The sequence below is a fragment of the Leptospira kmetyi serovar Malaysia str. Bejo-Iso9 genome (assembly GCF_000243735.2).
GTDB classification, from domain to species: Bacteria; Spirochaetota; Leptospiria; order Leptospirales; family Leptospiraceae; genus Leptospira; species Leptospira kmetyi.
The window spans coordinates 389,002-413,873 of record NZ_AHMP02000001.1 but is presented as its reverse complement, the minus strand read 5'-3'; the positions used below and the strand labels follow the sequence as shown (position 1 = coordinate 413,873).

The following is a 24,872-nucleotide window of genomic DNA, read 5'->3' as shown; positions in this document are numbered from 1 at the left end:
CTGAAAGATTTATCGAACGAAATCCTGAATTCGATTCAAAAAGCGATCTCGGAAATCCCGGATTCGATGTCCGAAGAATTGCGTTTCGAAGTGGAAATGTTCTTATCCAAACTCAAACTTCTCGGATCGAAGGATTCCAATCCTTTGCAAGAGATCGATCGAGAAGATCTGAAACACGCGATGTTTTTGATTCTTCGCGAAGACATGGTTTATTCTCTTCAAAAAATTCTTTCCGGTGCAGAGTTCGTAAACGCTTCGTTTCCCGATTTAACGCCGATCCATAGGGAGATTCTCTCGATTTTAAAAGAACTCGGAAACTATCACAGACCACATCCGGGCCGCGATTATTCCCGCGTTTCCCTTTTGGAATCGTGGTTTCAAGGGCTCGCCAAAACGTGGACTTTCAACCTGCAAAGGGTGGTGGATACGTTCCAGATTTATCGCTGGAAACTCTATTCTTTCACTTCCGAACGTCCTTTTACGTATCAAAATCCGGCTCAGGTGATCGAAAGAATTCTTTCTCCCGAAAGTTCCGGTCTGAATTTTTCGCAGATTTACGAGGCCGAGCTACTTCTTAAAAAGAATTTTCAGTTTCATCTTTTGAGGAGAATCGGGTCGGAAAACCGCCTCAAATATCTGATCTCCACGGAGATTCTCGGCTCGGAATCCGATTCCTTGATTCAGAATCTCCACGCCGTGATTTCCAACCGTCTTGAGGAACTGCTCAATACGCGGCAGTTAGAACACGAAAGCGTTCTCAAGGAAAAGCTCGATCTCGAAAAAGAATTCAAACAAGCGGAACGAATTCAGAAAAAATCGTTCCGCGCGGATCTTCCCGGACCGGACGATCCGGTTAAGATGCAAATTCTTTATAAACCCGTTCTTCCTGTGGGCGGGGATTTTTACACGATCCGCCGGATTTCCGGCACCGAGTATGGAATCTTTCTTGCGGACATCGCCGGTCACGGAATCGGTGCGGCGCTTTTTTCCAATACTTTGAAAACGAGTTTTGAGAAGAATTCCAGTTACTGGGAGCGTCCCGGTAAACTGATGCGAAAACTCAACGATGACGTTTACGGGAAATTAAACGATAATTTCATTACCGGGATCTACATTTATCTGAATCTTAAAAAGAAAATTCTAAAATATGCCAATGCTGGGCATAATAAAGGGATTATTTTTAATCAATTAATGCCTAATTTTAAGCTCCGTTTTCTTTCTCCCGGCGGAAAGGTTCTCGGGATTTTTCCAAAACTCGACTACAAAGAGCGAGAAATTAAATTTGCCCCTGGGGATAGAATCGCAATTTTTACCGACGGAATCCCTGAAACACACAATCCTGATCAAAAAATGCTCGGCGATCGGGAATTCTATCGCTGGCTCACCCAAGAATCCAGAGAAACCGGGCCGATTTCACAAGAAACAGCCGTTTCAAACATCGAAAACAAATTAACGAAATTCAGGGGCGCGGAAAAGGCTGAAGATGATATTTGCCTAATTTTAATCGATTTGTAATGTAATGGATTATTTTTAATCAATATATTTAGATTACTATAAAACATTTATTTTTGTCTAAATCGTCCACTTGTTCCGCACTCCACAGTTCGGACAATTTGCTGAAATTTCAGCTTTTACTCTCCTGCCTTTAGGCGTTTCGATCTTTCCAATGGCAACAAATTCGAAATCAACGCCTTCTGGGACATAATGCCCGGCCCCATACTTGGCAGAGCCCTCGATCATATAAGAACATGCGTGGCACTTCACGCGCAATTTAATCACTTCAGCCATAATCTAAGGTCTCAATTCTTTTGTTTCGAGGAAGATTCGTAAAACCTTTTTCCTGTCTCCCTGGCATTAGTAGGCAATTTTCCTACACATGTCATTATGGCATTAATTTATGCATATTCTTTCCTTCCGATCCTTTCTTTAAAGCCGCATCCTGTCCTTCTTTCTCCGAAACAGAAGCTCTGCTCCAATTTGATCTGCTACATTGCATAATTCTTTTTGTGCCCTATGATCGGCACTAAGCCTCGCATTTATATACAAAATCGGGTCTTGGCATCGGCAAATCTCCATCGTTTAAAGTGGCTACACTCAAGCGCAGACGGCGAACTTCGAACTTTCGCCTGTTTTATTATATAAATTATGTCACTTAGCTCATAATCCGTACCTGGAGCGATTCCGTAAAACCGGACTTAAGTTGCCTGATTTTAGGCGACAAGTTTTCCTGAAGAGACATAATATAGGGGTCTGCTTTTCCTAACGAAATTCTATCGCCAACCTCATAGAAAACCTGACGCTTACAAGAAATGCCCAAACCCGGCCATGCCTAAAAGTAGGCATTTCTACTTTTGCCGAGCAATGGCTAAATCTTGCAATAAACGGGCACGTTTTATCTGTTTTTAGGCATTATCTGACCTATGCCAGGCATTTACGAATTTTGATTTTCGCCCTGTGCTGAGCACAGGGTTCTTTTACCGTTTTACGGACTTTTTGGAGTTTGCTTTTTTGGAAGGAGCTTTTGTCGGGTCTACGACAGATGCGATTTGTTTTTCAGCGGATTTTGTTCCCGAAGGTGCGTCGAAGTTCGTATCAATCCCCTGCTTTTTGTTTCTTTTGACCATATATACGAAGTGTCGGATGTACTGACCGTAAGGTTCGGGCAGTGTTTTCGGGTCAAAATCGAGCGGGTTGTCCAAAAGAGATTTTACAACCACTTGGCTTAGGTCTTCTTTACTAGTCATCATTATCGTTTCGAGACGTTTGCAAATCTCGTAATCGTTTACTTCGAGAGACATCTTTTTCATTGCATTCAACAATTTCTGAAAAGAAGAGCGTTTCACTTTGGAAGCCATGGACAAAGATTTTCAACCGTAGGCTGAAAAACAAACAAAATTAGAATTTTCTACAAGAAGAGAATTTTACGTAAGAATTCTTTTAGGATCAAAGAACGCGAATGTTACTTTTGGGTTTTGAAGATTTTCGCGCGTGAACGTTTTGTAAGAAAAATACTTGGGTGTTAATTTCGAATTCGAAGTGGTGAAATCAAATTTCTTAGAATTCGTTTTTAGAAAATTGAGACCGCTCGTTAAGGTCGGATAACCGGAAGAAATTTTCTCGTCTGTCCTTTTCGAATCGTTGGAAACCACAACGCTACTATTTGAGAATCCGCCCTCTTCTCCCCAAAATCTTCCCGCGTTATCTACAACGCTCGCCTTAGGGGGATCCTGACCATTTGTGGAACGTAGTTCCGACCTCAGCGAGAATTCCGGTTGGTAGCACAAATCTACGGAGGATTCCTTAGAACTTTCATCCAAACTACAGGACCGCCCTGAGGAATTCTCACCCGAACCGATCCAAATCGCGAAATCCAAGACGCTCCCAAGAAAGCTAACGGCCGCAATCTTTGCATTTGCAGAAAATTTTGGAGAAAAATAAAGAAAAATCAAAGGACAGTTTTTTTCGAAGGTCGGAACTACGCCCTCGGTCGAATCCGGAACAACAAGATTCTCGCCTGAAAACGATGCAAAGTTTTTTGAACCGTCTTCGAAGGAGCCTAACGCATTTTTAAAAGCAGGAGTTCCCACAAAAACAAAAGAATCCTCAAGATCATTCAGACTCATTCCGGAAAAACAATTTAGATCCCACTGAAATTTGGAAAGGTCGGAACTCCGGTTACTCGAAACAAAAGAAGTTTCCTGTTCTTGAAGCGCTTTGATTTTTTTTCGAGCCGCATCAACGCGATTGATTTTTGTTCCGACAACCGACTTCGAATTCAAAACAAAAAAATCTTCCTGATCTAAAGGAGAAAGATTCGAAACCGGTTCGACCAAAACTCGATCGACTTCGGCTTGATGAACAAAAACTTCTCGGGCTTCCGAAGTTTCACTTTCGGACGCGGAGACGGCGGTTTGCAGACCGAACCCGCAAAGGCCGATAAGCAAAAACTGTGCCAGAAATTTTGTTTTTGTTCGAAAAAACATAGCAATTTTCTTTAATATGCCCGTTTTTCGAGAAAAAGGAAGCTTTTTTTCGTATTTTTTGGAGTTTTTTTAAGCAGATTCTCAGGCGCTCTTACGGAAAAGACGCTTCACTCTCAACTTCCATTCCCAGAGAATAATTCCCTTTTCTTCTTCTTCGGCGCGGTCTTGTTCTTTTTCCAAAAGCGCATAACACATACTCGCGATTTCCGGACCGAAATTCTTTTCCAGCTCAACCTCGAATTCGGGAACTTTCATTTCAAGAATGAGTTCCGCCAAACGAAATCCTTCATCTAAGTTGAGAAGTTTTTGTTTGGCCAGTTTGAGTTCGTCTTTTTCAAATTCGTTGCGAATCATTACGGCAAAAAAAGTTCGAATGAACGAAACCTCTTCCGGCTTGAGTTGAAAGTCCAAAAGAAGTTGTTTTACTTTTTCGAGATCCATTCTCCGCAAATGAATCCGCGCCAAAAAAACCGGGTTCCCCGAATGAATATTCAGATTTCCGGAATCCATAATGTCCGCCGCGCGGACTTTGTTGAAGTCGACAATCCCGGATTCTTTCCCCTTGTTTCCTTCGACCGGAGCGGCTTCGGCGGGTTTATGAACCGCGACTTTTTTCCGAACGATCAACATGTTCAAAGACGGAAAACGAATTTTCAAAGTAATCAAATCCTGTCTTGGATACGATTCATCCAAAACGAGGTGGTGCATTTCCACCCCTTCTTCTCGGGACCGGATCAAATCTTCGTTATTCTGAAAATGATAAACCACAACCGGAAGAACGTCGCAGTCGCTTCCGCTGTTTAAAAAAATAGTGCGAACCTCATTCCCGGAATTGGAATGTTGATACGGGATAACGAGTTTCCCTTGTTTTACGTTTACGAAGCTCAATTCTCCGAGACGGAAATGGGAAAGATTGAATTCCGACCCTAAAAAAACGACGCGAGGAACCGCGACCACAATGGAATTATTTTTGGCGCCCCGAGGAACTTCCGGCCCTTTTTGCGTAAAAACGACGTAGGTCATTTTCGCAAGACGAACCTTTACTAAAAATCCGCCGGGAGTTTTTCTTTCTTCGTAAAGAGAATCGAGATCCACTTTTAACCAATCTCCAATTGTTTGAGTTTATATTGCAAAGAGCCCCTGGAAATTCCGAGCGCACGGGCCATTCGGATCTGATTTCCGCCGAATAATTTCTGCGCGAGGAGAATTTTTTGCCTCTCCACCGCCTCGACCGCCCTTCGAAGATCCAAATCCTCGGAATCCGGAATCGTCAAAATCCGATCCCGAACTTCTTTTCGATCCTGAATTCCGATTTCGGAACCGGAGGAACTTAGGATGGATTCTTCCAAAAGATTTCGCAGGCCCGAAAGATTCTTATCGAAATTCATACGGAGAATCTTCTCGAGATTTTCTTCCGACAACCGAAGATCATCTCGGCCTAAGGATTCTTTCAGTTCTTCCAAAATCAGTCGAATCAAAAAATTCTTTTGGGAAGAATTCAGCTCGGACAAACTTGGAATTTCGATCGTTCTTTGGAGCAAGAATTCCCGAAACGGTCTGAAAATTTCGGTCGGTTCAGCGCCCGAATTCTCGGTAAAAAAAAGCCGAACATTCTCGGCTCCGCCGGAAAGAATTTTAAAAAAGAACTTCTGCTGGATCGAGGTAAATTTCTCGGCGCCCTCGATCAGAATCGTTCCGGAATTCGTCATCCGAATCCATTCTTCCAGAGATTTTTCCAACTTAGAAATCTGCTCGGGCAAAAACCCGATCACTAAAATTCCTTTTTCCGGATTTAGATTTCGATGAAACCATTTGCCCAAAGATTTTTTTCCGGAACCGGAAGGTCCCAAAATTCGAACCCAAGAATTTTTTCTTTGGAGCCAATCGGGCAACAACTGAACACCGCAGATTTCTGCTAAGAATTCTCCGACGCCTTCTTTTTTAACAAAATCGGGCTTGTTCGGAGCGGAAGAATTCGCCTTCAAGATGGATAAATTTGGGGAAGAATTTTCCGAGATTTTTTTGGTCAGCAAAGCCCAAAGAGCCAAAACCGCGTCCGAAGGTTTGTCCAAAAATTCGACGAGAAAAAACCCGTCCAAAAAAGAATCTCCTCGAATCCCAGCGACCAAACAGCCAGCCGCTTCGGGATGAAAAAGATCGTTCTCCGCGGATGAAAACCAAGTCGGGAAAAAGTCGGAACCCTGACGCAACTTATCCAAGTTCCCGGTCGTCCTCGACAAAAAAGAATAAAAAAAGCCGTCCTCGTTATATCCGAGACTTGCAACTTCCTCGAGACTTTTTCCTCGGTCGGAACTCAAAGTCAAAACGCCGCAAACCCCGCCGGAAATCCGAACCCATTCTTCAAATGCGTTCGCAAATTCTTCCTTTTTATTTTTAAGGGAAGAATTCTCCGAAAACAAAAGATTGAATAAGGACGGATGCACAAAAGGAAGATGTTTAAAATTAAGCATCCTGTCAACCAAGTACAGATGCAATGTCGGACGTCCGACCATCGAAATCCCCAAAGGAGAATTTTTAGGAAAAAAGCATCAATTTCAGATAAATGATTGAAGATAGAAAACCTTAGAGCCATCTGGAAACGAGACCGAAAATCGCACTTTGATATCGCCCCCCGCGAAAACAAAATTTCCGTCCATCAAATCCGGTCTCGATAAGGATTCGATGTCGGATGTCCGACAATAGAGTATAAGGTAGAATTCATGATAGTTGTATCCATAGCAAACCAGAAAGGCGGAGAAGGAAAAACGACAACCTCTCTCAATTTGTCCATGGGGCTCGCACGAAGAGGAAAAAAAACCCTCCTCGTCGACATAGATCCTCAGGCAAATTCCACCGGAATTTTTACGAATCCGGAAACTCTGGACAAGTCGATGCACGGAGTTTTTAACTCGAGAATGACGATCAAAGAAATCATGATCGAAACAAAACTACCGAATCTTTTTTTAGCTCCCTCAAAGATGAACTTAGCGGAAGTGGAAACCCTGTCGGGAAGTTCCGTGGACGCGCCTTATATTTTAAGGGATGCGCTTCAAGCCGTTGACGGAATGGATTTTTGTATCATCGATTGCCCGCCCAGTTTGTCCATTTTTACGATCAACGCGCTGGTGGGATCTAATTACGTAGTCATCCCGCTTCAGGCGGAAAAATTTTCCGTAGATGGAATCGTGGGACTTCAACAAACAATCACGAGTATCAAAAAAAGAATTAATCCGAATTTGGAAATTTTAGGCGCGCTGGTAACCCAACTCAAGCCGCAAACCCTTTTGACAAAAACGATCATTCCGGTTTTAACAAAATACTTTCGAATTTTTGAGACGAGCATTTCAGACGGGGTCGCGGTTGGAGAATCCCACCTCGCAAAAAAATCAGTATTCGAATATAACAAAACCAGCAAACAAGCGCAGGAATACGAAGGGTTCATAGAGGAGTTTTTGAATGAGCTCAAAAAGTAAAAGACTAGGCTCGCTCGCGGATGTCTTCCAAGCAGAAAAGCTGGAAGGAACCGTTCGAAAAATTCGCCTCGAAAAAATTCTCCCGTCGGAAAACCAGCCGAGACAGGATCGAAAAAAAGGCGTTGAAGACTTAGCAAGAAGTTTAGACAAAGACGGACTTCTTCAGCCGATCATCGTCACAAAACAAAACCCCGAAGATGAAAACTATAGAATCGTCGCTGGAGAAAGAAGATACCACGCGGCCAAACAACTCGGGTGGATCGAGGTGGAATGTAAAATTCTCGACCGAGACGAAAAAGAAACGTTTCGACTTGCCATCATAGAAAATCTCCAAAGAGAAAACTTATCCCCTTATGAAGAAGTGGAAGCGATGTCTCATCTCAAAACATCGTTCAAATATACGGACCAAGAACTCGGAACACTTTTTGGAAAAAGCAGAAGTTACATGACGGAACTCCTGGGAATTTCGGACCTAACCAAGGAAGAATTGAGATTCTGCAAAGACGCCGGAATCGAAAGCAAGAACTTGTTGATCCAAGCGGTCGCCGCTTCCCGAAAAGGAACCTTTTCCGAATTCTTAAATTTGTTTCAAACGGGCGCGCTCAAAACCGTCAAGGACGCAAAGTCATTCAACCGAGAAGAAGATACTTTATTCTCCCCTAAGACAACAAGTCCTGCGAGCGCAAAACCTTCCGGTTCCAAATCGACCGAATACAAAATCACGAAAAAACAAGGCCTGATACAAATCAGCTCGGACAACGAAGAGCTGTTAGGCGAAATTCTTAAGTTAGTCAAAAAAGAACTCCGCAAAAAATTCGAGTCCGTATAACGCCTTAATGTCGTTTAATAATATTGTTAAGCGACATTAAAAAGGTACATACAGGTACTTAGCAAAAGAAATTTTCAAAAAGCAAGGAAAACGAACCAATGGAGTTGACAAACTCGGCATTGAGTCGTTTAATGTGACATAATATAGTAAACGGAAATATAGTACGAAGCTCAAATCCGAGAGGATTCGGGCCGAAGGCGTATTTTCTGGATCCGGAAACAAAAAAATTCCCCTGGCTAACCAGGGGCCGGATTTTCCCGAAGGAATGTTGTTGGATGAGACATAAGTATCATTATGTCAGATAATGTCAACTCCCTTCGGAATTTTTGCTTAAAATTAATGTACTTTCCTAAGTGGAGGGTCCCGAAAGGAAGATGGGCGAGCATTATCCATACATCAAATTTTTTGCGGATATCATCGAATCGGGTGTCTGGGCCGGCTTATCTTCCGCGGCAAAGACGCTCTATCTCGTGCTGCTTAAATTTAGCGATCAGCATTTCAAGCCCGTCTGGCCGAGCACGGAAATTCTCCTGAAGCTAACGGGCTTCAAAACAAAAAAATCCATCATCCAAGGAAAACGGGATCTTATCCAAGCGGGTTTACTTCAAGTCACACCTGGAACGGGGCATACAAGCTCGCGTTATTACTTTTGCTTTAACTACAAAGGGTCCAAAATTCCACCGCAGGGGTATATTTTTGGACACCCTGGGGGTGGAAACGGGGAAATCTCGGAGGTGTCGGAGAAGCGTCCTCAGGGGTCTGGAGAAGGAAACCCAAACCATATCAATATAACCATAACCAATAATCAGAATCAAGAACCACAAAAGAAAAAGACGAATGTAAGTTTAGAGGATTTAGAAGAAAAATACGGGCCTTCGATTTTGTCGGAAGCTTTTGCAAAGGCCAAAGCACGAGGAATGGAAGCAAATATAAGATATATACAGGGTATTTGTAAGAATCTTATGAAAACGGATCTCGAAGCCGTCGTGCCGGAATTTAATCAAAACCACGAAGGACCAAAAGAACAAGAAGCCACTTGGAAGGGATTCTTACATTGGTCGAAAGAACGATTGACCCGGTCCAGCGTTGAAATCTTGGAACGAGTCCGAGTGGAACCGGACGGAAGAACGCTTTGCATCTTGGACCCGGTTCCGGAGTCCTTGAGAATGATCATAGCAAAGTACTTCACAGAGGAAATCCGTCCTCCGATATTGGTTATATTTTCCGCAAAAACCGAAGAAAACCGAACTACATCCGCAAAATATTAAAAAGAGAAACCAGGACAAATCTTGAATGAACTCTGAATCAATTCGAATCAGCCACCCCGGTCAAATCAAAATCCGCGAAATCAAATCGTCCGGGACTTACGATTTAAAAGAAGGAAAACTGCTCCGCTACTCCGAAACGAAGGATTCTCCGGGAATTTCCGCGCTTACATTACACTTTGATGGAATTTCGAGCCTCAATCAAATTCGTCTTCATTCGAATTCACAAGAGGCCGCCTTTTTCCCCGATACGTTTCGATTTGAAATTTCAACCGACGGAATCGTATGGGAACCGATTCTGCAAGAGACGGGATTTAGGCGTTTAAATCAGAAGACGGGTCAATGGAATTTTTCTTTGGTTCAAGCAAAGTTCTTAAAATTGATCAGTCAGGTTTCCGAAAGAGACGGAGCGGGAAAATATAAGATTTCTATTGGGCAGTTAGAGGTTGGAATTTCGGGAATCGTAAAGATCCAAGTGAGTTCCGAACAGGATCGATTTTGGGTCAAAGAAAATCTAATCGATCAAAGGCCCGACTACGGATGGGCATCGAAAGAAAATCCGAAACCGTCGGAAGAATTTTTTCTTACCGACTTGGGTTCGATCAGCCGAGTGAATGAGCTCCGACTTTTAACTCCGAAACTCGATCCTACTTTTTTTCCCGAAAGTTTTACCGTATATTACAGCGAAGACGATCTTTCTTGGAATCAGCTTTTGGAAGAGAATCAATTCTTATCCGAACCGGGGGTTTGGTATCAGTGGAGATTTTTACCGACGAACGTGCGTTATCTGAAACTCGTCGCTCGCCAAAAAGAAAAGAAGGCGCAGGAATTCTATCAAACCAAAATCGCGGAGCTCGAATTGTATGCGACTCCGCATCTCAGCGATCTTACCAATAAACCGACCGCGGAGCCCCTTCCCTATGCGACCGTATTGCGTTCGGGGCTGGTTCGTCTTGCGGTGGATGGTGAGAATTCGGAAGGGGTTGCCGTTCAATCCAACGACCGTCGGTTGAGAGACGCGTCCACCGAATACAAAGGAATCGTCGAACTCGCCGGAGACGGCGAAGAAAAAGAAGGAGTCGTCGTTCAAGGAAACGATAAACGACTCAAACATTCTACGGAGCTCGCGCACGGCTTGGTTCGCTTGGCATCGAATGGCGAAAATCGGGCGGAACGAGTCGTTCAAGGAAATGATGATCGATTGCGGGCGGCGACCGTGTCCAGTCTTGGAATCGTCGAACTTGCGGAGAATGGAGAAACCAAAGAAGGCGTTGTCGTTCAAGGAAACGACGATCGACTGAAAATCGCCACAACGAAAAAATACGGACTTGCGATTCTTTCCGAGCCTGGTGCGTCGGAACCCGGCAAGGCTGTGACTGCGGATGACCCTCGGATTCGAAAGGCGAACACTGAGTTTCCGGGAATCGTTCGTTTTGCAAAAAGCGGAGAAGATTCTGCGGAATCCGCAGTTCAGGGAAATGATAAACGCCTAAAAATCGCCACCGCAGAATCCTACGGGATCGTTCAGTTGGCGCAGTCGGGAGAATCAAAGGAAGGTCTTGTCGTTCAAGGAAATGATAAACGACTTCGAAACGCTACGACTTCTTATCCGGGAATCGTAGAGATCGCAACTCTTGGAAGCAACGCTCCGGGCAAAGTGGTTTCTGCCGACGATCCAAGGTTGTCCGACAAAAGAGACCCAAAGCCGCATACGCACGACTACGCTCCTTTGGATCATGATTTCAGTTCTCATACGGGCTTTTTAAGAGTAAAAGGAAACACGGAAGCTGCTTATACGAACATTTCTCCTCCGCCCGAAAATCACGCGCCGATCTACGGCAAAAACGAAAGTGAAAAAGGCGCGGGAATCGTAGGCTCGGCAAGAAACGCGGGGCTGATCGGATACGGAGAAAAGTTCGGAGTAAGAGGAGATTCTTCCTCGGCGGAAAAAGACGGAGCCGGAGTTTTGGGTCTCGCCAAACGCGGGTTTGGCGGAATGTTTCATTCTCGGTCGGGAGTCGCGCTTTTTGCGACCGGAAAAGGGATCTCTTCTTTGGGAGAAAGCGGTTCCGGCAAAGCGTTTTTGGCCGAAGGAGAATCCGAGTTTGCGGGAACTGTTCGAATTTCGACAGGAAAGAATTCGGATTGTATCGCTCGATTCTTCCCGATCAATCCATCCGACGTAATCGGCGAAGGCGACATTTTGGTAATGGGCGAAGACGGAAGATTGCAAAAGGCGAAGACGGCTAACGCGACACATGCGATCGGCGTCGCCGTGAAATCGGCGGCGTTGTTGTTCGGAAGCGAAGCTCCGTCCGACGGGGCCCACTGGCTCGTTGCGGTTTCGGGTGTCGTTACGGTGAATGCGGATGCGTCGGCATATCCGATTCAACCGGGAAGTTTGCTCGTGACCGGTTTGACCGGCGGTCATGCTGTTCGAATTTCGGCGGAATCCTTGCGCCCGGGGTCTTTGTTTGGAAAGGCTTTAACCCCTCTTCGAGGCGGACGAGGTCAGATCCAAATTCTTCTTTGTTTTCAATAATCGGGAGTTTATGAAAAAAATATCTGAGATTTACGGCTCTGCAAAAGGGCCAGTGTATTCGTTTGAATTCTTACCTCCGAAAACTCCGGACGGTGAGGCTAAGTTGATGGAGACGGTAAAAGAACTGTCTCGTTTGAATCCGGACTTCGTAACGGTGACATACGGCGCGGGAGGTTCGACAAGGGATAAAACCGTGCAGATCTCGTCGGAGATTTCCAAGAATTATTCTTTTCCGACGGCTTCTCATTTTACCTGCGTGGGCGCCAATCGGGAACAAATTCTGGAAACGTTAAAGGGAATTCGTTCCGCGGGGATCGTCAATCTGATGGCGCTGCGCGGTGATCCTCCCAGGGGCGAAGGCGAATTCAAAAAAACCGAGGGCGGCTTTGCAAACGCGACGGAACTCATCTCGTTTATCCGTTCCGAGAAAATGGACTTTTGTATCGGCGGCGGTTGTTATCCCGAAAAACATCCGAACGCAAAAACATTGGAAGAAGACGTTCGCAATCTAAAATTAAAAGTGGAAGCGGGAACGGATTTTTTGGTTTCTCAGCTTTTCTTTGTAAATTCCATCTTTGAGAATTTTTTAAATCTCGTGAGAAAGGTCGGAATTACGATTCCGGTAATTCCGGGAATTATGCCGATCACTTCTTTTTCTCAAATCGAACGGTTTCGTTCCTTGGCGGGTTGTGAGTTCCCCTCTTCTCTCATTGAGGATCTGCAGGAAGTCGAACATCGTCCCGAAGAATTCTATCGTAGAAGTTTAAACTTTACGGTGAAACAATGTAGGGAGCTGCTCGAAATGGGCGCGCCGGGAATTCATCTTTATACTCTCAATCAATCTCATGCGAGTTATGATATTGTGAGGGAATTGAAAGGTTAAGGCCTCAGGCCGAAGTCGGAACTCCTGAAGTATCTTCGGTGTTCCGGCGAAATCTTTCTCTTTTAAAAAAGATTCTTTTCTTTTCCGGCGGGAAGAAATCCCGCTTCTACGCCTTTTTGATAAAGGGTGAGAATCGCGTCTCTTCCTTCCGTTCCGAGAGAACGTGTGAATTCGTTCACGTAAAGACCGATATGTGCGTCCACGACTTCGCGGGTCGTATCCTGAGAATGTTTTAGGATGTATTCGTAAGTCGCTTCCCGATTTTTGTAAGCGAGGTCGAGGCTGTGTTTCAGGGAAGAATCGAAATTCTCCTTCCATTCTTTTTCGAGATCTCTTCGGAACGCGATGGCGCCTAACGGAATGTGTTTGCCGGTCGTTTCTTCCCACCATTCTCCCAAGTCTTGAAATTTTGCGAGCCCTTGTTTTTCGTATGTGAATCTTTCTTCGTGGATCAAAACGCCGAAGTCCGCTTCGCCGGAAAGAAGTTGCGGTATGATTTTGTCGTAACGGATCGCCGTCGGTTGAAAGTCGTTTTTTAGAAAGAGTTTCAAGAGGAGATTGGCCGTGGTCAATTCTCCAGGGATGAGAATTTTTTTGCCCTTGGGGTTTCCAGGGTTGTTTCCTTTTTTGAAAACGAGGAGCGGTCCGCAGTTGCGTCCGAGTGCGGAGCCGGAATCTAAAATGGAATATCGATCCATTACGGAGAAATACGCCGCGAAGGAAAGTTTTGTGGCTTGGTATTTTGCGGCAAGCGCGGCGCGGTTGAGTTCTTCCACGTCGTGGAGTTCTTCTTTGACTTGAAAGTCGTCGGTCGCTTTTCCGTGCGCGAGATGATAAAATAAGAACGTATCGTTTGGGCAGGGAGAATACGCTAAGCTGAATTCCATAAAAACATTTTTTTGTCGGTCGGGGGAAAAAGAAAAGTCTCTTATTGGGTTTTGTTCGGTTTGTGTCGTATCCGGCTGCGCGTTGCACGTGTCCTCCGTGCGGCCTTGTCTTACGTTTAGATAAATTTGTAAGAATCCGGCGGGAAATAGCTCCTGAAATCCAAATCTTGGGCGTAAATCGGGTTTGGTTCGAACGTGAATTCGCGAGTGATCGTGTTCGAGGCTAAGTCGAGGGTCAGAATATTTCTGTATACGTCGTGGAAGGATGGAGTTCCCACACTCAAGGTTTCAAAGATAGAATCTGCGATCCCTACTTCATCCATCCAAAGCAGATAATTCACAAGAAAACAGCGGGACACCCCGTGAGATGCCGCGAAAGAACCGAGAATTGCACCGAGCGCAGTATCCATTCTTACGTTAAAACGAACCAAACGACCGCAATCCCTTTGATGCATCGTTTTTCCCGGTTTTGGATTCAAACGATGCATCGCAATAATATGTTTCCCGCATCTTCTCAAAAGCCTTCGAATCTTTTCGGGCAGTTGTTTGCGACCTTCCGAACTCAAACGAGCCAAATATTCTTCCGGAATCAAAAACGTTTCAACGCACGAAACACCGTCCACGGAGAGCCTTGTTCTTACCTTTTGATTTTCAGAAAGAATGATTCTCCCCATGTGCGGACGCTCCTCTTTTTTTCAAACTTCAACCTTTACGGTTCCAAGGGACGTCGCCGCGGCAACGAGCAGATCGTAAGCGGACAAACGCCGCGCGCATTGCAACATCAAAGTCGCTTACGATAACGGCATCGAACTAGGGAGAAAGCATCCAAAGGGATTGCACCTACAACAGACCGACTCAAAACGCGGGAGCTCCGATTTCAAAAAATTTATAAAAACGACAAAAAACGAAATGAACAACGTCCACAAAACAAACCAAAGAAGGCACCTCCCGTGAATCGCGAAAAACCGCAAAAAAGAACCGACAGGCAAATCAAGGAACTCGAAAAAAATCATTCTCTAAAAAACTCGATCCGAATTACTGAAACAATCATGTCTTTTGATCCGACCCAAATTCACACGATCGCCGTCGACTTGGACGGAACGCTTCTCAATTCAAAAAGTAGGATTTCCCCGCTCACCCATTCGGTGCTTCAAAAGGCGATCGATCAGGGAAAGAATTTAGTCATCGCAACCGGAAGAAGATTTTATTCCACATTCTCGTTTGCAAAAGAGTTTAAGGGAGAAGTTCACGTGGTGTCCAACAATGGGCAGATTCTCCGCAAATCTCCGAACGCGGAAAGAATTGCGGAAAGTTATTTGGATCTCGGTTTGGTTCAAAAGATTCTTCTTTTAGGAAAAGAATTTCATACGCCTCCGATTCTTCACGTGGATAAGTTCGAAGAAGGAATCGACATGCTCACCGAAATTCCGATCACCGACGGGGCCTATCACAACTATTCGGGTGGAGATCTTTCGAGAACGAGATCGATCGGAGATTTCCTTTCGGCGGATCTCGAAAAAATTTTGGTGATTTGTTTTTTATCTCTTCGTAAGGAAGATTTGGATTCTCTCGTTCAAAAAATTTCCGCGCTCCCGGAAGCGGTGGAGTTGCGTTGTATTCTTACGAAAATTCCGGGCGTTTCTTATTGTGTGGAGATCATCAACGTTTCCGTTTCCAAGTGGTCGGGCATTTCCCGTTTTCTTTCTCTCAAAGGTTTGGACGGAAAAGGCGTCGTTTCTTTCGGAGACGAACGCAACGATCTGGAAATGCTTCTTCATAGCGGCGCGGGTTTTGCGATGAAGAATGCGATCCCCGAAATCAAAAATTCCGCGAGGCACGTTACGCGATACAGCAACGAAGAGGACGGGGTCGCTCTCGCTTTAGTGGAGAATGGGATTGTTCTTTTTTGAAGAGGAGCTTGGGGAGCCTATATCGCAGCTCTTGCAGGCGCCGTTGTAACAGCCGAAGTCTTCTTCGGAATTGTCCGAAGGTTTGCTCGAGAATTCTCGGATCACGGAGACCAAAGGAAAAAACAAACGAATCGCCGTCGCGGCCACGATCGCATATACGATCCAATCCTGTGTTTGAATTTCCAAGTGCATAAATCTAAATTGAAAATCAGTCTCAATAAAGTCAACAGAAACTTTTTTGCTGTAGTGACACTTCTTTGACAATCAAAGCTTTAAAACTGGTATAGTTCTTTTATCGATATGTGGTCCACTCTCCGAGTTTATCATTCCGTTCAAAAGGATAGAGAGAATGTAGAGATTCCGGGTTCTTATTCCTGGATGACCTGTATGCGTACGATCTGGATCACAGACAGTCGGATTCACGGAGAACCTTCTCCCCTGCCCGTTACTTTAGAAACGTATGACGGTTACGAAGGGTATCGTTTTTTACTCGAAGTCATTTCCGGTCTTCATTCCAGGTTGTTGGGCGAGACCGAAGTTCTCGCTCAGTTTCGGGATAAGTTTAAAAATAATTCTCTCCCCTCTTCCGCTTTCGGAGAATATCTCGCAAAGTTCAGAGACAGTTTGATTCAGGACTCGAGAAGCATCCGTTCGCGTTATCTTCAAAACATCGGCGAACAGTCGTACGGCGGTCTTGCCAATAAATATCTCAAGGATCAAAACTCCGTTACACTTTTGGGAACGGGACAACTTGCGGAGAAAATTCTCCCTTGGTTGAAAAACAGAAACGTGATCCTCGTGGGCCGGAACGAAAAACGTTTATTAGAACTTTCGAATGAATCCGGCGCCGCAATCAAATTGTTAAACGAATGGAAACCTTCCGCAGGAGAAGCGATCGTAATCGCGGCGCCTCTGGACTTAAATTCTTACTTGGATTCGATTTCTCCGGAAACGGTCGTCGTGGATTTTCGGGAAGTTCCTTTGGAAGCAAAATGGCCCGATCGGGTTTCCTACGTTTCTTTTGCGGAGATGTTGGATTCTTTGCGTGAAACGGAAGAAAGGGCCGTACAAATTCGGGAAAGGGTTCAGCCCGCTCTCGACGAACTCGTGGAAGAGAGAGAACTCGAAGCGCAACAGTTCATTTTCGGTTGGGAAGATCTGACTTGTCCCGCGTTCTGAAGATCGGTTCCCGCAAAAGCGCTCTCGCAAGACTTCAAACCTACCTTGTACTTGGTGCACTAAAGAAAAAATTTCCGGACCTCCAAGTCGAACTTCATTTTAGAGAAGCTTCGGGAGATCAGGATCTGCAAACTCCTCTTTGGAAGATGGGAACCCGAGGCGTTTTCACTCAGGATCTTACGAAGGATCTCGTGGAAAAAAAAGTGGATCTTGTGATTCATTCTTGGAAGGATTTGGATCTTGAAGGTCATTCCGGTACGACGATCGTGGGCGTTTTGGATCGCGCGGATCAAAGGGACGTTCTTCTTTGGAAGAAGTCTTCTCTTTCGAAATATTCTCCCGAAGAGCTGAAAATACAAACCTCTTCTCCGAGAAGAGAATATAACTTAAAAAAATTCTTAAGTAAATCCCTGCCCTTCCGTTATAAAAATTCGAATCTTACGTTTATGCCCGTCCGCGGGAATATTCAGACAAGAATCCGCAAATGGAAAGAATCGGACGCGGACGGGCTCGTTCTCGCCAAAGCCGCGCTCGATCGTCTTTTGTCCGAAGACTTTTTGAATTCGGACGAATTAGAATATCAAGAAATACGAAAGTTCTTAAGGGACGCTCTTGCGGAATCCGTCTATCAAATCTTTCCTCTTTCGTTAAACCCCACCGCTCCCGCGCAAGGCGCGATCGCGGCGGAGGCCCGAACCGATGATTCTTGGGTGTTGGATCTGATCCGAGCCTTGAGCAACGCGGAAGTCGTTTCCGCAGTGGAAGAAGAGCGTAAAATTCTCAAACGATTCGGCGGCGGCTGTCATCAGAAGATCGGAGTTTCCATTCTTCACAAGCCGTACGGAAAAGTTTTGTATCAAAGAGGACTTACGGATTCCGGCGAAACGTTGGAGATCGAAGAACAATTCTTCGTAAATTTCGCGCCGCCTGCGGCGGCGCTCGCAAACGCCTATCCGGTTCCGGGCGAGGCCGTAAAACAAAAAAGAACTCCATTAGATTCTTTGCATGGGTTTACGTTGTCCGCGGACGGCAAAGAGGATCGGATCATTCTTCCCGAAGAATTGATCGAAAAGGATTGGCTCGTGACTCGGGGCAACGCGTATCCGAATTTGGATCCCGTCTTACAACACAAGGGGCTTGTCTGGACGTCGGGTTTAAAAACTTGGTTTCAACTCAGTGAACGCAATATTTGGGTTCACGGTTCCTTGGACGCGCTCGGTGAAGAGGAGCTTCCGAAACATTCCATTTTTGGAAAGTCTTTGGATTTCGTAAAGTGCACGCACGTTGGTTCGACCGAAGTCGCTTCGGGTCTCGAACGGGTTTTGACTTATCAAACTCAGGCAACCGAAGATCACCCTGATCTTTCCGAAAAAACGCATCTTTTTTGGATGAGCGCTTCCCAATTCGACAAGGCGCTTTCTCTTTTTCCGCAGATCAGAAACCGATTTCACGCCTGCGGACCGGGAATTACTTCCTCGCATATCCGAAAAGTTCTGGGAGAATCCGCAAACCTATCCATCTTTATACACTACGAGTCCTGGCTGGAAAGTCTCGGACTCAAAGAATTCAAAGGAAAAGAGCTTGGAAACCAAACAGAGAAGAATCCGTCTTAACGCCCCGCTCCGGGATCTCGCGTCTTCGGAAAGTCTAAATTCAAAAAAACTAATACAACCGCTCTTTGTCGTGGAAGGGCTGAAGGAAAAGGAGAGAATGGATTCTCTTCCGGGAGTTTTTCGGGATACGCCGACGTCCGTTTTGAAACAGGTGGAATCGGATCTCAAGGCGGGCGTGAAACAATTCATTCTTTTTTTGGTGCCCGAGCTCAAATCCAATACTGAAATTCCGAAATCTTTTTACGAACGTTCCATCTCGTCCTTAAAGAAAGAATTTCCGGACGCGTTTTTGTGGATCGACACTTGTATGTGTTCCCTTACGACTCACGGACATTGCGGACTTCTGCATAAGGACGGAAGCATAGATAATCCTTCTTCGGTGAAACATCTTTCGCAGATCGCGTTGACGTATGCGCAGGCGGGTGCGGACGGAATCGCGCCGAGCGATATGATGGACGGAAGAGTGAAAAGTCACCGCGAAACCTTGGATACATACGGATTTTCGAATATTCCAATTATGAGTTATTCCACCAAGTTCAAGAGCAATTTTTACGGACCGTTTCGTGCGGCCGCGGATTCGGCTCCGGGACACGGGGATCGTTCCTCGTATCAGATCGACGTTCGCAATCGGGAAGATTCCATTCTTTCCTCGATCCGGGATAAAGAAGAAGGCGCCGATTTCCTCATGGTTAAACCGGGAATGACTTCGATCGATCTCATCGGTCCGATTCGTGAAAAGACCGGACTTCCCACCGGAGCGTATCAGGTCAGCGGAGAATACGCTTCGATTCATTATCTCGCACAAAACGGATTCTGCGATTTCGACGCGGCCTTGCGCGAAACCTGGCAGATTTTTTCCAGAGCGGGCGCCGCTTATCTGATTACCTACGCAGCAAGAAGAGGCAAGGAGATATTATCTTGAGTCGTCAAACAACCAATTCGAAATTGATTTCCGATTCCTGGAAGGGAAAAAACTCGGAAGAGCTTTTTGAAAGAGCGAAGAAGGTTTCTCCGGGCGGAGTACATTCTCCCGTACGTTCGTTTCGTTCGGTCGGAGGCACGCCGGTTTTTTTCGCTTCCGCAAACGGAGCCACGTTAACCGACATTGAAGGAAAAGAATACATCGATTATTGTTTGAGCTTCGGGCCTTTGATTCTCGGTCATCGCGATCCGGAAGTCGAAGAAGTCGTTCGTGAAACGGCGGGACTTGCTTGGAGTTTCGGAGCCGCGGAGCCCTATTCTCTCGAACTCGCCGAATTTATCACGAGCCAAATCCCTTGGGCCGAAAAAGTCCGATTCGTCAACTCGGGAACCGAAGCCGTAATGAGCGCGCTTCGCGTTGCTCGCGCGGCAACCGGACGCGAAAAAATTCTCAAGTTCGACGGATGTTATCACGGACATCTCGACGCGCTTCTCGTAAAAGCGGGCTCCGGACTTGCGGGAGAATCTTCCTCGGACAGCGCCGGAATTTCCGCGACCGCAATCGCAAACACGCTCGTGCTTCCTTTGGACGACGAGAAAGCGGTCGAAAAAGTTTTTGAAACCGAAGGGAAGAATATAGCCGCTCTGATCATCGAACCTCTTCCCGCAAACTACGGACTTTTGATCCAAAGAAAAGAATTTTTGAATCAGATCGTCGAGATCGCGAAAAAACATGGCACGTTAGTCGTCTTTGATGAAGTGATTTCGGGATTCCGCACCGGTTTTCAGGGAATGGCGGGTTTGCTCGGAATCAAACCGGATCTCGTAACGTACGGAAAGATCATCGGGGGCGGTTTTCCCGTGGGATGTTACGCGGGAAGGAAGGATCTTTTAGATCTGGTCGCCCCTTCCGGCCCCGTATATCAGGCGGGAACCTTGAGCGGAAATCCGTTCGGTATGAGAGCCGGGCTCGCCACCTTAAAAAAAGCGCAAAGGGATTCCATTTATCCGGCATTAGACGATCGGACCAAAATCTTAACATCCGAAATGATTCGTCTTTTGAACCGCAAATCCGATCAGGAATGGGAGGCGGTAACCCATTCTTCCCTGTTTTGGTTTCGAAAAAAAACGCAAACCCCGGTTCGAAGAATCGATCAAATCCCCGAAGGTCACAAGGAAGGATTCGCAAAAGTATTTCACGCTTTGCTCAAATACGGAATTTATCTCGCTCCTTCCGGTTACGAAGTCGGATTCTTATCCTGGGCGCACGACGACGGTGTCATCGCAAAAACTCTGGAGATAGCGGACAAGGCTTTGAAAGAACTTTAATGTCTTCTCTTCGGAAAAATTCTAGAATTCTTTTTGCGATCGTTTGGCTTTTAGTCACGGTTTCGCTCGGAGTTTGGTGGTTTTTACTCGGACTGAAACTCACGACCACGGTCGCGGGCCTCAGCGCAAAGTTAGACGCTTCCGCGACTTCGGAAAGTCTTCTCGTGCTCGAACGCCAAAGCAGAATGATCAAAATGGAAGGGACGTTTTTTCTTTTGATGCTTTTTCTCGGCGGCGCGACGTTGATTTGGTTTTCGTATCGGGACATCCGCAGAAACAAAATGATTCACGATTTTTTTTCCACGGTGACTCATGAAATGAAAACCCCTCTCGCAAGTCTTCGTTTGCAGGCGGAAAGTCTGCAGGAAGAACTTCCGAACCGTCACGAAAGTAAACTCATTCAAAGATTGCTGATGGATTCCGTACGAATCGAATCGCAGATGAACCGCGCGATGTATCTCGCAAGTTTGACAAGATCCGAAATTCTTTATATAGAAAAAACGAACGTGCGCGAACTTTTCCTTTCGATCGCCGAGGATTTTCCGGAATTGAAGATCGATCTTTCTCGTTTGGAAAACGTTTCCGTTCGCGTCGATCGAAAGGCTCTGGAAAGTATCTTTAAAAATCTCGCCGAAAATTCCATCAAACACGGAAAGGCGACCGTGCTCGAAGTGATTTCCGAAAAACAAAAAGGCGAAGTTCTAATCAGCGTAAGAGACAACGGAATCGGATTCGACGGAAAACACAAAGGTTTGGGAGTTCCGTTTCAAAGACACGGAAGCACGAGCGGAACCGGAATCGGTCTTTATATCATAAAAAAATTAACCAAGAAGATGAAGGGTTTCATGAGGATCGTTCCGCAAACTCCGGAAGGGCGCGGCTTTCGAGTGGATTTGATTCTTCCCGGAGCGGAAACGGAGGTCGACCGAGGATGAAAGCCAAACTGCTGTTAGTCGAAGACGATCGTTCTCTCGGAGAAACTCTTCAGGAACGTCTTCAAAAAGAGGGATACGAAGTCCATTGGACCGTGTCCGCGGTCTCCGCAAAAAAATTGGTAAAGGACGAAAGGCCGCATCTCATTCTTTTGGATGTGCGTCTGCCCGACGGGGACGGTTTTACGCTCGCCGAAGAATTGAAGGAAACCAAGGATTGTCCTCCGTTTCTATTCTTAACCGCACAAGCGGGAGCGCCGGAAAGACTTCGAGGTTTCGAACTCGGCGCGGAAGAATTCATACCGAAGCCGTTTCATCTCAAGGAACTTTTGATCCGAGTGAAACACGTATTAGAATCTCATAAACATTCGATCGAAGAAACCAGATTCTTTTACAAAGACTACGTCTTGGACTTTCAGGGATTTCAAATCAAAAAAGGAAAGGAAGAATTTCCGTTGTCGAAACGGGATTGTGCCCTACTCCACTTTCTCGTAAGCGAACGAGATCGAACCGTAAGCCGAGCCGAAATATTGGATAAACTTTGGGGAGAAGAAAGTTTCCCCACAAACCGAACCATAGACAACTCGATCGTAAGACTCAGACAAGCCTTCGGAGAAGAAGGAGAAAAAGTCATACGATCCGTAAGAGGTGTCGGTTATCAATGGACTGGAGAAATTAAAAATGTCGAATGAGCGGTATCAAAACGCCATCCACGGAATCGCACAAAAGATTCCACCCGTTTGGATGATGAGACAGGCGGGACGTTATCACAAACACTATCAAGCCTTAAGACAAAAACATTCTTTCGAAGAACTTTGTAAGATTCCGGAACTCGCGGCCGAGGTCGCGTTCGGGCCCGTGGACGAATTCGATTTCGATACCGCGATTCTTTTCTCCGATATTCTTTTTCCTTTGGAAGCGCTCGGAATGGGACTTCAATATACGGACGCGGGTCCAAGTTTGAGTTTTGCGATTCGATCCAAAGAGGATCTGAAAAAACTCAAGTCCGTGGAAGATTCAATTTCCTTTATGCAGTTTCAAAAGGACGCGATGAAATTGACTCGGGAAAGAATTCCCAAAAACAAATCCGTCATCGGATTTGTGGGCGGACCTTGGACCTTGTTCACGTACGCGGTTTCCGGAAAACACGAAGGGAATCTTTCTCTTCCGAAAACTCTCACAGAGGTCAGAAACGAATTTTTGGAAAAGATCGTCCCTTTTCTAAAGGCGAACATCCAACTTCAACTCGAAGGCGGAGCCGAACTGATTTTGATCTTCGATACGGCCGGAGGAGATCTTTCTCCCGAATTTTTTCGCGAGATCGTGATTCCCGGAGTAAAAACCTTAGCCGATCATTTTCCCGGAAAAGTCGGATATTATGGAAGGGGAACCGCTTCTCCGCATTTCCGTATGATCCGCGAGATTTCCAGCCTTGCCGGTTTCGGATTCGATCATCGATGGGATTTGAAAGAGATTTTAAAAACCGAAAGAAGAATGGTCCAAGGGAATTTCGATCAGACCCTGTTGTTTATGGAAAGGGCGGAATTTAAGAAAACTCTAATAGACTTTCTGAAACCCTATCGCGATCTTTCGCCTGAGGAAAGAATCGGATGGGTATGCGGACTCGGACACGGAGTGATGCCGAAAACCCCGGAAGAAAATGTGAAAACGTTCGTAGAAATCGTAAGAGAGACATTTCAATGACAACCGCAAAAGAACTGATTGCAAAGTATGATATACCGGCTCCGAGATACACGAGTTATCCAACGGTGCCTTATTGGTCCGAAAATCCGACCACGGAAGAATGGCTGGACAAGGTTAGAAATCGTCTGAAGCCGGAGGATTCTTCCCTATCTCTTTATCTGCACATTCCATTCTGCGAAACCTTGTGTTCCTTTTGCGGATGCAACACTTCGATCACGAAAAATCATTCCGTGGAAGATCCGTATATCCAGGCGCTTTTATTGGAATTCTCTAATTATCTCAAGGAAGTTCCCGAAATCGGAAAACGGGAACTGAAAGAACTTCATCTCGGAGGAGGAACTCCGACCTATCTTTCCGAAAAAAATCTGGAATTTTTACTCAATTCTATATTAGAAAGAATGAATGTAGTTCCGAAGCCCGAATTTTCTTTGGAGGTTGATCCGCGCAGAACGAGAGACACGCAGCTCAAAATTCTTCACGATTTCGGTTTTAGAAGAGTGAGTTTGGGAGTTCAGGATTTCGATCCGGAAGTACAAAGGCTGATCAATCGCACCCAACCTTTCGAGATGACCGAAAGGATCACGGAACTTTCCCGAAAGATCGGTTATACTTCTGTGAACTTCGATCTGATCTACGGACTTCCGAAACAAAATCTCGAAAACATGAAACGCACCGTGGAAAAAACGCTCGAACTCAGACCCGATCGAATTGCGTTCTACAGTTACGCGCACGTCCCTTGGATCAAGGCCGCGCAAAGGTTGTTTACGGAAGCGGATCTTCCTTCTGGTTCCGAAAAACGCGAGTTATACGAAGTTTCCAGAGAGATGTTTTTGAAAGCGGGTTATCTCGAAATCGGAATGGATCATTTCGCGTTGGAAACGGATTCGCTTTCCGAGGCGGCGAAGAACGGAACCTTGCACAGAAATTTTATGGGGTATACCACGAAGACCACGGATATGCTTTTGGGGCTCGGGGTTTCCGCGATTTCGGACAGTTGGGATTGTTTTCATCAAAACGAGAAAATCGTAAAAAAATATCAGAAACATATCCATGAAGAAGGGTTCGCAACATTAAGAGGACATAAACTGGACGCCGAAGATTTGGAACAAAGAACGTTAATTTTGCAATTATCGACAACCGGAAAGGTTATAGTACCGGAGCAAATTTTGCGGGATGTAAGGCTGTATTTGGCCTCCATGGAAGACGATACTTTAATCAGGTGGGAAGGGAATCTTCTCACTTTGACCGAAAAGGGCTGGCCCTTTCTTAGAAACGTCTGTACGGGTCTTGATCTCAGATTGAGAAGAAAAAGCCCGGAATCGAGAGTTTTTTCAAGAGCGATTTAAACGGAAGTCGCCCGGTTTTCGGTCAAAAAGTCGTCCAATAAATTATTGATAATGAGTGGCGATTCCCGTCGGCAAG

General features: G+C 45.6%; 22 protein-coding genes. 15 read left to right on the top strand and 7 right to left on the bottom strand.

Going from position 1 to position 24,872, the window contains the following annotated elements; translation table 11 throughout:
• The first annotated feature begins 66 nt into the window (after positions 1–66).
• A complete protein-coding gene (locus tag LEP1GSC052_RS01895; RefSeq protein WP_020985432.1) occupies positions 67–1,515 on the top strand; it encodes a PP2C family protein-serine/threonine phosphatase in 1,449 nt (482 codons plus the stop codon).
• Positions 1,516–1,572: 57 nt separating this feature from the next.
• Here LEP1GSC052_RS01895 and LEP1GSC052_RS01890 read toward each other — a convergent pair whose 3' ends face one another.
• The 4 genes from LEP1GSC052_RS01890 to LEP1GSC052_RS01870 form a co-directional block, all read right to left on the bottom strand.
• Complete coding sequence (locus LEP1GSC052_RS01890; protein WP_010572574.1) at positions 1,573–1,788, bottom strand: hypothetical protein; 216 nt, start codon at positions 1,786–1,788, stop codon at positions 1,573–1,575.
• A gap of 686 nt (positions 1,789–2,474) precedes the next feature.
• Positions 2,475–2,855: a phosphatidylinositol phospholipase gene (locus LEP1GSC052_RS01885; protein ID WP_010572575.1), complete on the bottom strand. Its 381-nt coding sequence runs from the start codon at positions 2,853–2,855 to the stop codon at positions 2,475–2,477.
• A gap of 1,209 nt (positions 2,856–4,064) precedes the next feature.
• The gene (locus tag LEP1GSC052_RS01875; RefSeq protein WP_020985452.1) at positions 4,065–5,078 is read right to left on the bottom strand and encodes a hypothetical protein; all 1,014 of its coding nucleotides are present in this window, start codon (positions 5,076–5,078) and stop codon (positions 4,065–4,067) included.
• A 2-nt stretch (positions 5,079–5,080) separates the two neighbouring features.
• Entirely contained in the window at positions 5,081–6,454 is a 1,374-nt protein-coding gene (locus LEP1GSC052_RS01870) for a helix-turn-helix domain-containing protein (RefSeq protein ID WP_020985420.1), read from the bottom strand.
• Positions 6,455–6,703: 249 nt separating this feature from the next.
• Between LEP1GSC052_RS01870 and LEP1GSC052_RS01865 the strand changes: the two genes are divergently transcribed.
• The 5 genes from LEP1GSC052_RS01865 to metF all read left to right on the top strand — a co-directional run bounded on the left by LEP1GSC052_RS01865 (position 6,704) and on the right by metF (position 12,975).
• A complete protein-coding gene (locus tag LEP1GSC052_RS01865; protein WP_020985386.1) occupies positions 6,704–7,456 on the top strand; it encodes a ParA family protein in 753 nt (250 codons plus the stop codon).
• Positions 7,440–8,285, top strand: a complete 846-nt coding sequence (locus LEP1GSC052_RS01860; protein WP_010572578.1) for a ParB/RepB/Spo0J family partition protein — start codon at positions 7,440–7,442, stop codon at positions 8,283–8,285. The genes LEP1GSC052_RS01865 and LEP1GSC052_RS01860 overlap by 17 nt, the downstream gene beginning before the upstream one ends.
• Positions 8,286–8,659: 374 nt before the next feature.
• On the top strand, positions 8,660–9,553 hold the full coding sequence (locus LEP1GSC052_RS01855) for a helix-turn-helix domain-containing protein (protein ID WP_020985471.1): 894 nt from the start codon (positions 8,660–8,662) through the stop codon (positions 9,551–9,553).
• A 25-nt stretch (positions 9,554–9,578) separates the two neighbouring features.
• On the top strand, positions 9,579–12,092 hold the full coding sequence (locus tag LEP1GSC052_RS01850; protein WP_010572579.1) for a discoidin domain-containing protein: 2,514 nt from the start codon (positions 9,579–9,581) through the stop codon (positions 12,090–12,092).
• A gap of 10 nt (positions 12,093–12,102) precedes the next feature.
• On the top strand, positions 12,103–12,975 hold the full coding sequence (metF, locus tag LEP1GSC052_RS01845; protein ID WP_040912644.1) for a methylenetetrahydrofolate reductase [NAD(P)H]: 873 nt from the start codon (positions 12,103–12,105) through the stop codon (positions 12,973–12,975).
• A 62-nt stretch (positions 12,976–13,037) separates the two neighbouring features.
• Here the strand turns inward: metF and LEP1GSC052_RS01840 are convergent, their stop codons facing one another.
• Entirely contained in the window at positions 13,038–13,862 is an 825-nt protein-coding gene (locus tag LEP1GSC052_RS01840) for a 1,4-dihydroxy-6-naphtoate synthase (protein ID WP_020985419.1), read from the bottom strand.
• A 116-nt stretch (positions 13,863–13,978) separates the two neighbouring features.
• Positions 13,979–14,536 (bottom strand): DUF1564 domain-containing protein, encoded by a 558-nt coding sequence (locus LEP1GSC052_RS01835; protein WP_010572201.1) that lies wholly within the window; start codon positions 14,534–14,536, stop codon positions 13,979–13,981.
• 375 nt (positions 14,537–14,911) lie between these two features.
• Here LEP1GSC052_RS01835 and LEP1GSC052_RS01830 point away from each other — a divergent pair, with 375 nt between their 5' ends.
• The gene (locus LEP1GSC052_RS01830; RefSeq protein WP_040912728.1) at positions 14,912–15,772 is read left to right on the top strand and encodes an HAD family hydrolase; all 861 of its coding nucleotides are present in this window, start codon (positions 14,912–14,914) and stop codon (positions 15,770–15,772) included.
• Here the strand turns inward: LEP1GSC052_RS01830 and LEP1GSC052_RS20820 are convergent.
• A complete protein-coding gene (locus LEP1GSC052_RS20820; RefSeq protein ID WP_020985494.1) occupies positions 15,743–15,964 on the bottom strand; it encodes a hypothetical protein in 222 nt (73 codons plus the stop codon). The two genes, LEP1GSC052_RS01830 and LEP1GSC052_RS20820, sit on opposite strands and share 30 nt — an antisense overlap.
• A 108-nt stretch (positions 15,965–16,072) precedes the next feature.
• Between LEP1GSC052_RS20820 and LEP1GSC052_RS01825 the strand changes: the two genes are divergently transcribed.
• The 8 genes from LEP1GSC052_RS01825 to hemN are packed head-to-tail and all read left to right on the top strand — an operon-like array spanning position 16,073 to position 24,796.
• Positions 16,073–16,951, top strand: coding sequence for a Rossmann-fold NAD(P)-binding domain-containing protein (locus LEP1GSC052_RS01825; protein WP_010572203.1), 879 nt, complete (start codon positions 16,073–16,075; stop codon positions 16,949–16,951).
• Positions 16,936–18,564 (top strand): type 2 periplasmic-binding domain-containing protein, encoded by a 1,629-nt coding sequence (locus LEP1GSC052_RS01820; RefSeq protein ID WP_020985394.1) that lies wholly within the window; start codon positions 16,936–16,938, stop codon positions 18,562–18,564. The genes LEP1GSC052_RS01825 and LEP1GSC052_RS01820 overlap by 16 nt, the downstream gene beginning before the upstream one ends.
• Positions 18,533–19,486 carry a porphobilinogen synthase gene (gene hemB, locus LEP1GSC052_RS01815; protein ID WP_020985489.1) on the top strand — a complete coding sequence of 318 codons (954 nt, stop codon included), beginning with the start codon at positions 18,533–18,535 and terminating at the stop codon, positions 19,484–19,486. The genes LEP1GSC052_RS01820 and hemB overlap by 32 nt, the downstream gene beginning before the upstream one ends.
• Positions 19,483–20,814 carry a glutamate-1-semialdehyde 2,1-aminomutase gene (gene hemL / locus LEP1GSC052_RS01810; RefSeq protein ID WP_010572204.1) on the top strand — a complete coding sequence of 444 codons (1,332 nt, stop codon included), beginning with the start codon at positions 19,483–19,485 and terminating at the stop codon, positions 20,812–20,814. Before hemB ends, hemL begins: the two co-directional genes overlap by 4 nt.
• Complete coding sequence (locus LEP1GSC052_RS01805) at positions 20,814–21,749, top strand: sensor histidine kinase (protein ID WP_010572205.1); 936 nt, start codon at positions 20,814–20,816, stop codon at positions 21,747–21,749. The genes hemL and LEP1GSC052_RS01805 overlap by 1 nt, the downstream gene beginning before the upstream one ends.
• Positions 21,746–22,438 (top strand): response regulator transcription factor, encoded by a 693-nt coding sequence (locus LEP1GSC052_RS01800; RefSeq protein WP_010572206.1) that lies wholly within the window; start codon positions 21,746–21,748, stop codon positions 22,436–22,438. Before LEP1GSC052_RS01805 ends, LEP1GSC052_RS01800 begins: the two co-directional genes overlap by 4 nt.
• Entirely contained in the window at positions 22,428–23,450 is a 1,023-nt protein-coding gene (locus tag LEP1GSC052_RS01795; protein WP_010572207.1) for a uroporphyrinogen decarboxylase family protein, read from the top strand. Before LEP1GSC052_RS01800 ends, LEP1GSC052_RS01795 begins: the two co-directional genes overlap by 11 nt.
• The gene (hemN, locus tag LEP1GSC052_RS01790) at positions 23,447–24,796 is read left to right on the top strand and encodes an oxygen-independent coproporphyrinogen III oxidase (RefSeq protein WP_010572208.1); all 1,350 of its coding nucleotides are present in this window, start codon (positions 23,447–23,449) and stop codon (positions 24,794–24,796) included. The genes LEP1GSC052_RS01795 and hemN overlap by 4 nt, the downstream gene beginning before the upstream one ends.
• The last annotated feature ends 76 nt before the right edge of the window (positions 24,797–24,872 follow it).

Excerpts from the sequence above, each read along its gene's own strand:
- LEP1GSC052_RS01895 (WP_020985432.1), top strand. The coding sequence starts at position 67 with ATGTCCGAAGAATTGCGTTTCGAAGTGGAAATGTTCTTATCCAAACTC.
- LEP1GSC052_RS01890 (WP_010572574.1), bottom strand. The coding sequence starts at position 1,788 with ATGGCTGAAGTGATTAAATTGCGCGTGAAGTGCCACGCATGTTCTTAT.
- LEP1GSC052_RS01885 (WP_010572575.1), bottom strand. The coding sequence starts at position 2,855 with ATGGCTTCCAAAGTGAAACGCTCTTCTTTTCAGAAATTGTTGAATGCA.
- LEP1GSC052_RS01870 (WP_020985420.1), bottom strand. The coding sequence starts at position 6,454 with ATGCTTAATTTTAAACATCTTCCTTTTGTGCATCCGTCCTTATTCAAT.
- LEP1GSC052_RS01865 (WP_020985386.1), top strand. The coding sequence starts at position 6,704 with ATGATAGTTGTATCCATAGCAAACCAGAAAGGCGGAGAAGGAAAAACG.
- LEP1GSC052_RS01860 (WP_010572578.1), top strand. The coding sequence starts at position 7,440 with ATGAGCTCAAAAAGTAAAAGACTAGGCTCGCTCGCGGATGTCTTCCAA.
- LEP1GSC052_RS01855 (WP_020985471.1), top strand. The coding sequence starts at position 8,660 with ATGGGCGAGCATTATCCATACATCAAATTTTTTGCGGATATCATCGAA.
- LEP1GSC052_RS01850 (WP_010572579.1), top strand. The coding sequence starts at position 9,579 with ATGAACTCTGAATCAATTCGAATCAGCCACCCCGGTCAAATCAAAATC.
- metF (WP_040912644.1), top strand. The coding sequence starts at position 12,103 with ATGAAAAAAATATCTGAGATTTACGGCTCTGCAAAAGGGCCAGTGTAT.
- LEP1GSC052_RS01840 (WP_020985419.1), bottom strand. The coding sequence starts at position 13,862 with ATGGAATTCAGCTTAGCGTATTCTCCCTGCCCAAACGATACGTTCTTA.
- LEP1GSC052_RS01835 (WP_010572201.1), bottom strand. The coding sequence starts at position 14,536 with ATGGGGAGAATCATTCTTTCTGAAAATCAAAAGGTAAGAACAAGGCTC.
- LEP1GSC052_RS01830 (WP_040912728.1), top strand. The coding sequence starts at position 14,912 with ATGTCTTTTGATCCGACCCAAATTCACACGATCGCCGTCGACTTGGAC.
- LEP1GSC052_RS20820 (WP_020985494.1), bottom strand. The coding sequence starts at position 15,964 with ATGCACTTGGAAATTCAAACACAGGATTGGATCGTATATGCGATCGTG.
- LEP1GSC052_RS01825 (WP_010572203.1), top strand. The coding sequence starts at position 16,073 with ATGTGGTCCACTCTCCGAGTTTATCATTCCGTTCAAAAGGATAGAGAG.
- LEP1GSC052_RS01805 (WP_010572205.1), top strand. The coding sequence starts at position 20,814 with ATGTCTTCTCTTCGGAAAAATTCTAGAATTCTTTTTGCGATCGTTTGG.
- LEP1GSC052_RS01800 (WP_010572206.1), top strand. The coding sequence starts at position 21,746 with ATGAAAGCCAAACTGCTGTTAGTCGAAGACGATCGTTCTCTCGGAGAA.
- LEP1GSC052_RS01795 (WP_010572207.1), top strand. The coding sequence starts at position 22,428 with ATGTCGAATGAGCGGTATCAAAACGCCATCCACGGAATCGCACAAAAG.
- hemN (WP_010572208.1), top strand. The coding sequence starts at position 23,447 with ATGACAACCGCAAAAGAACTGATTGCAAAGTATGATATACCGGCTCCG.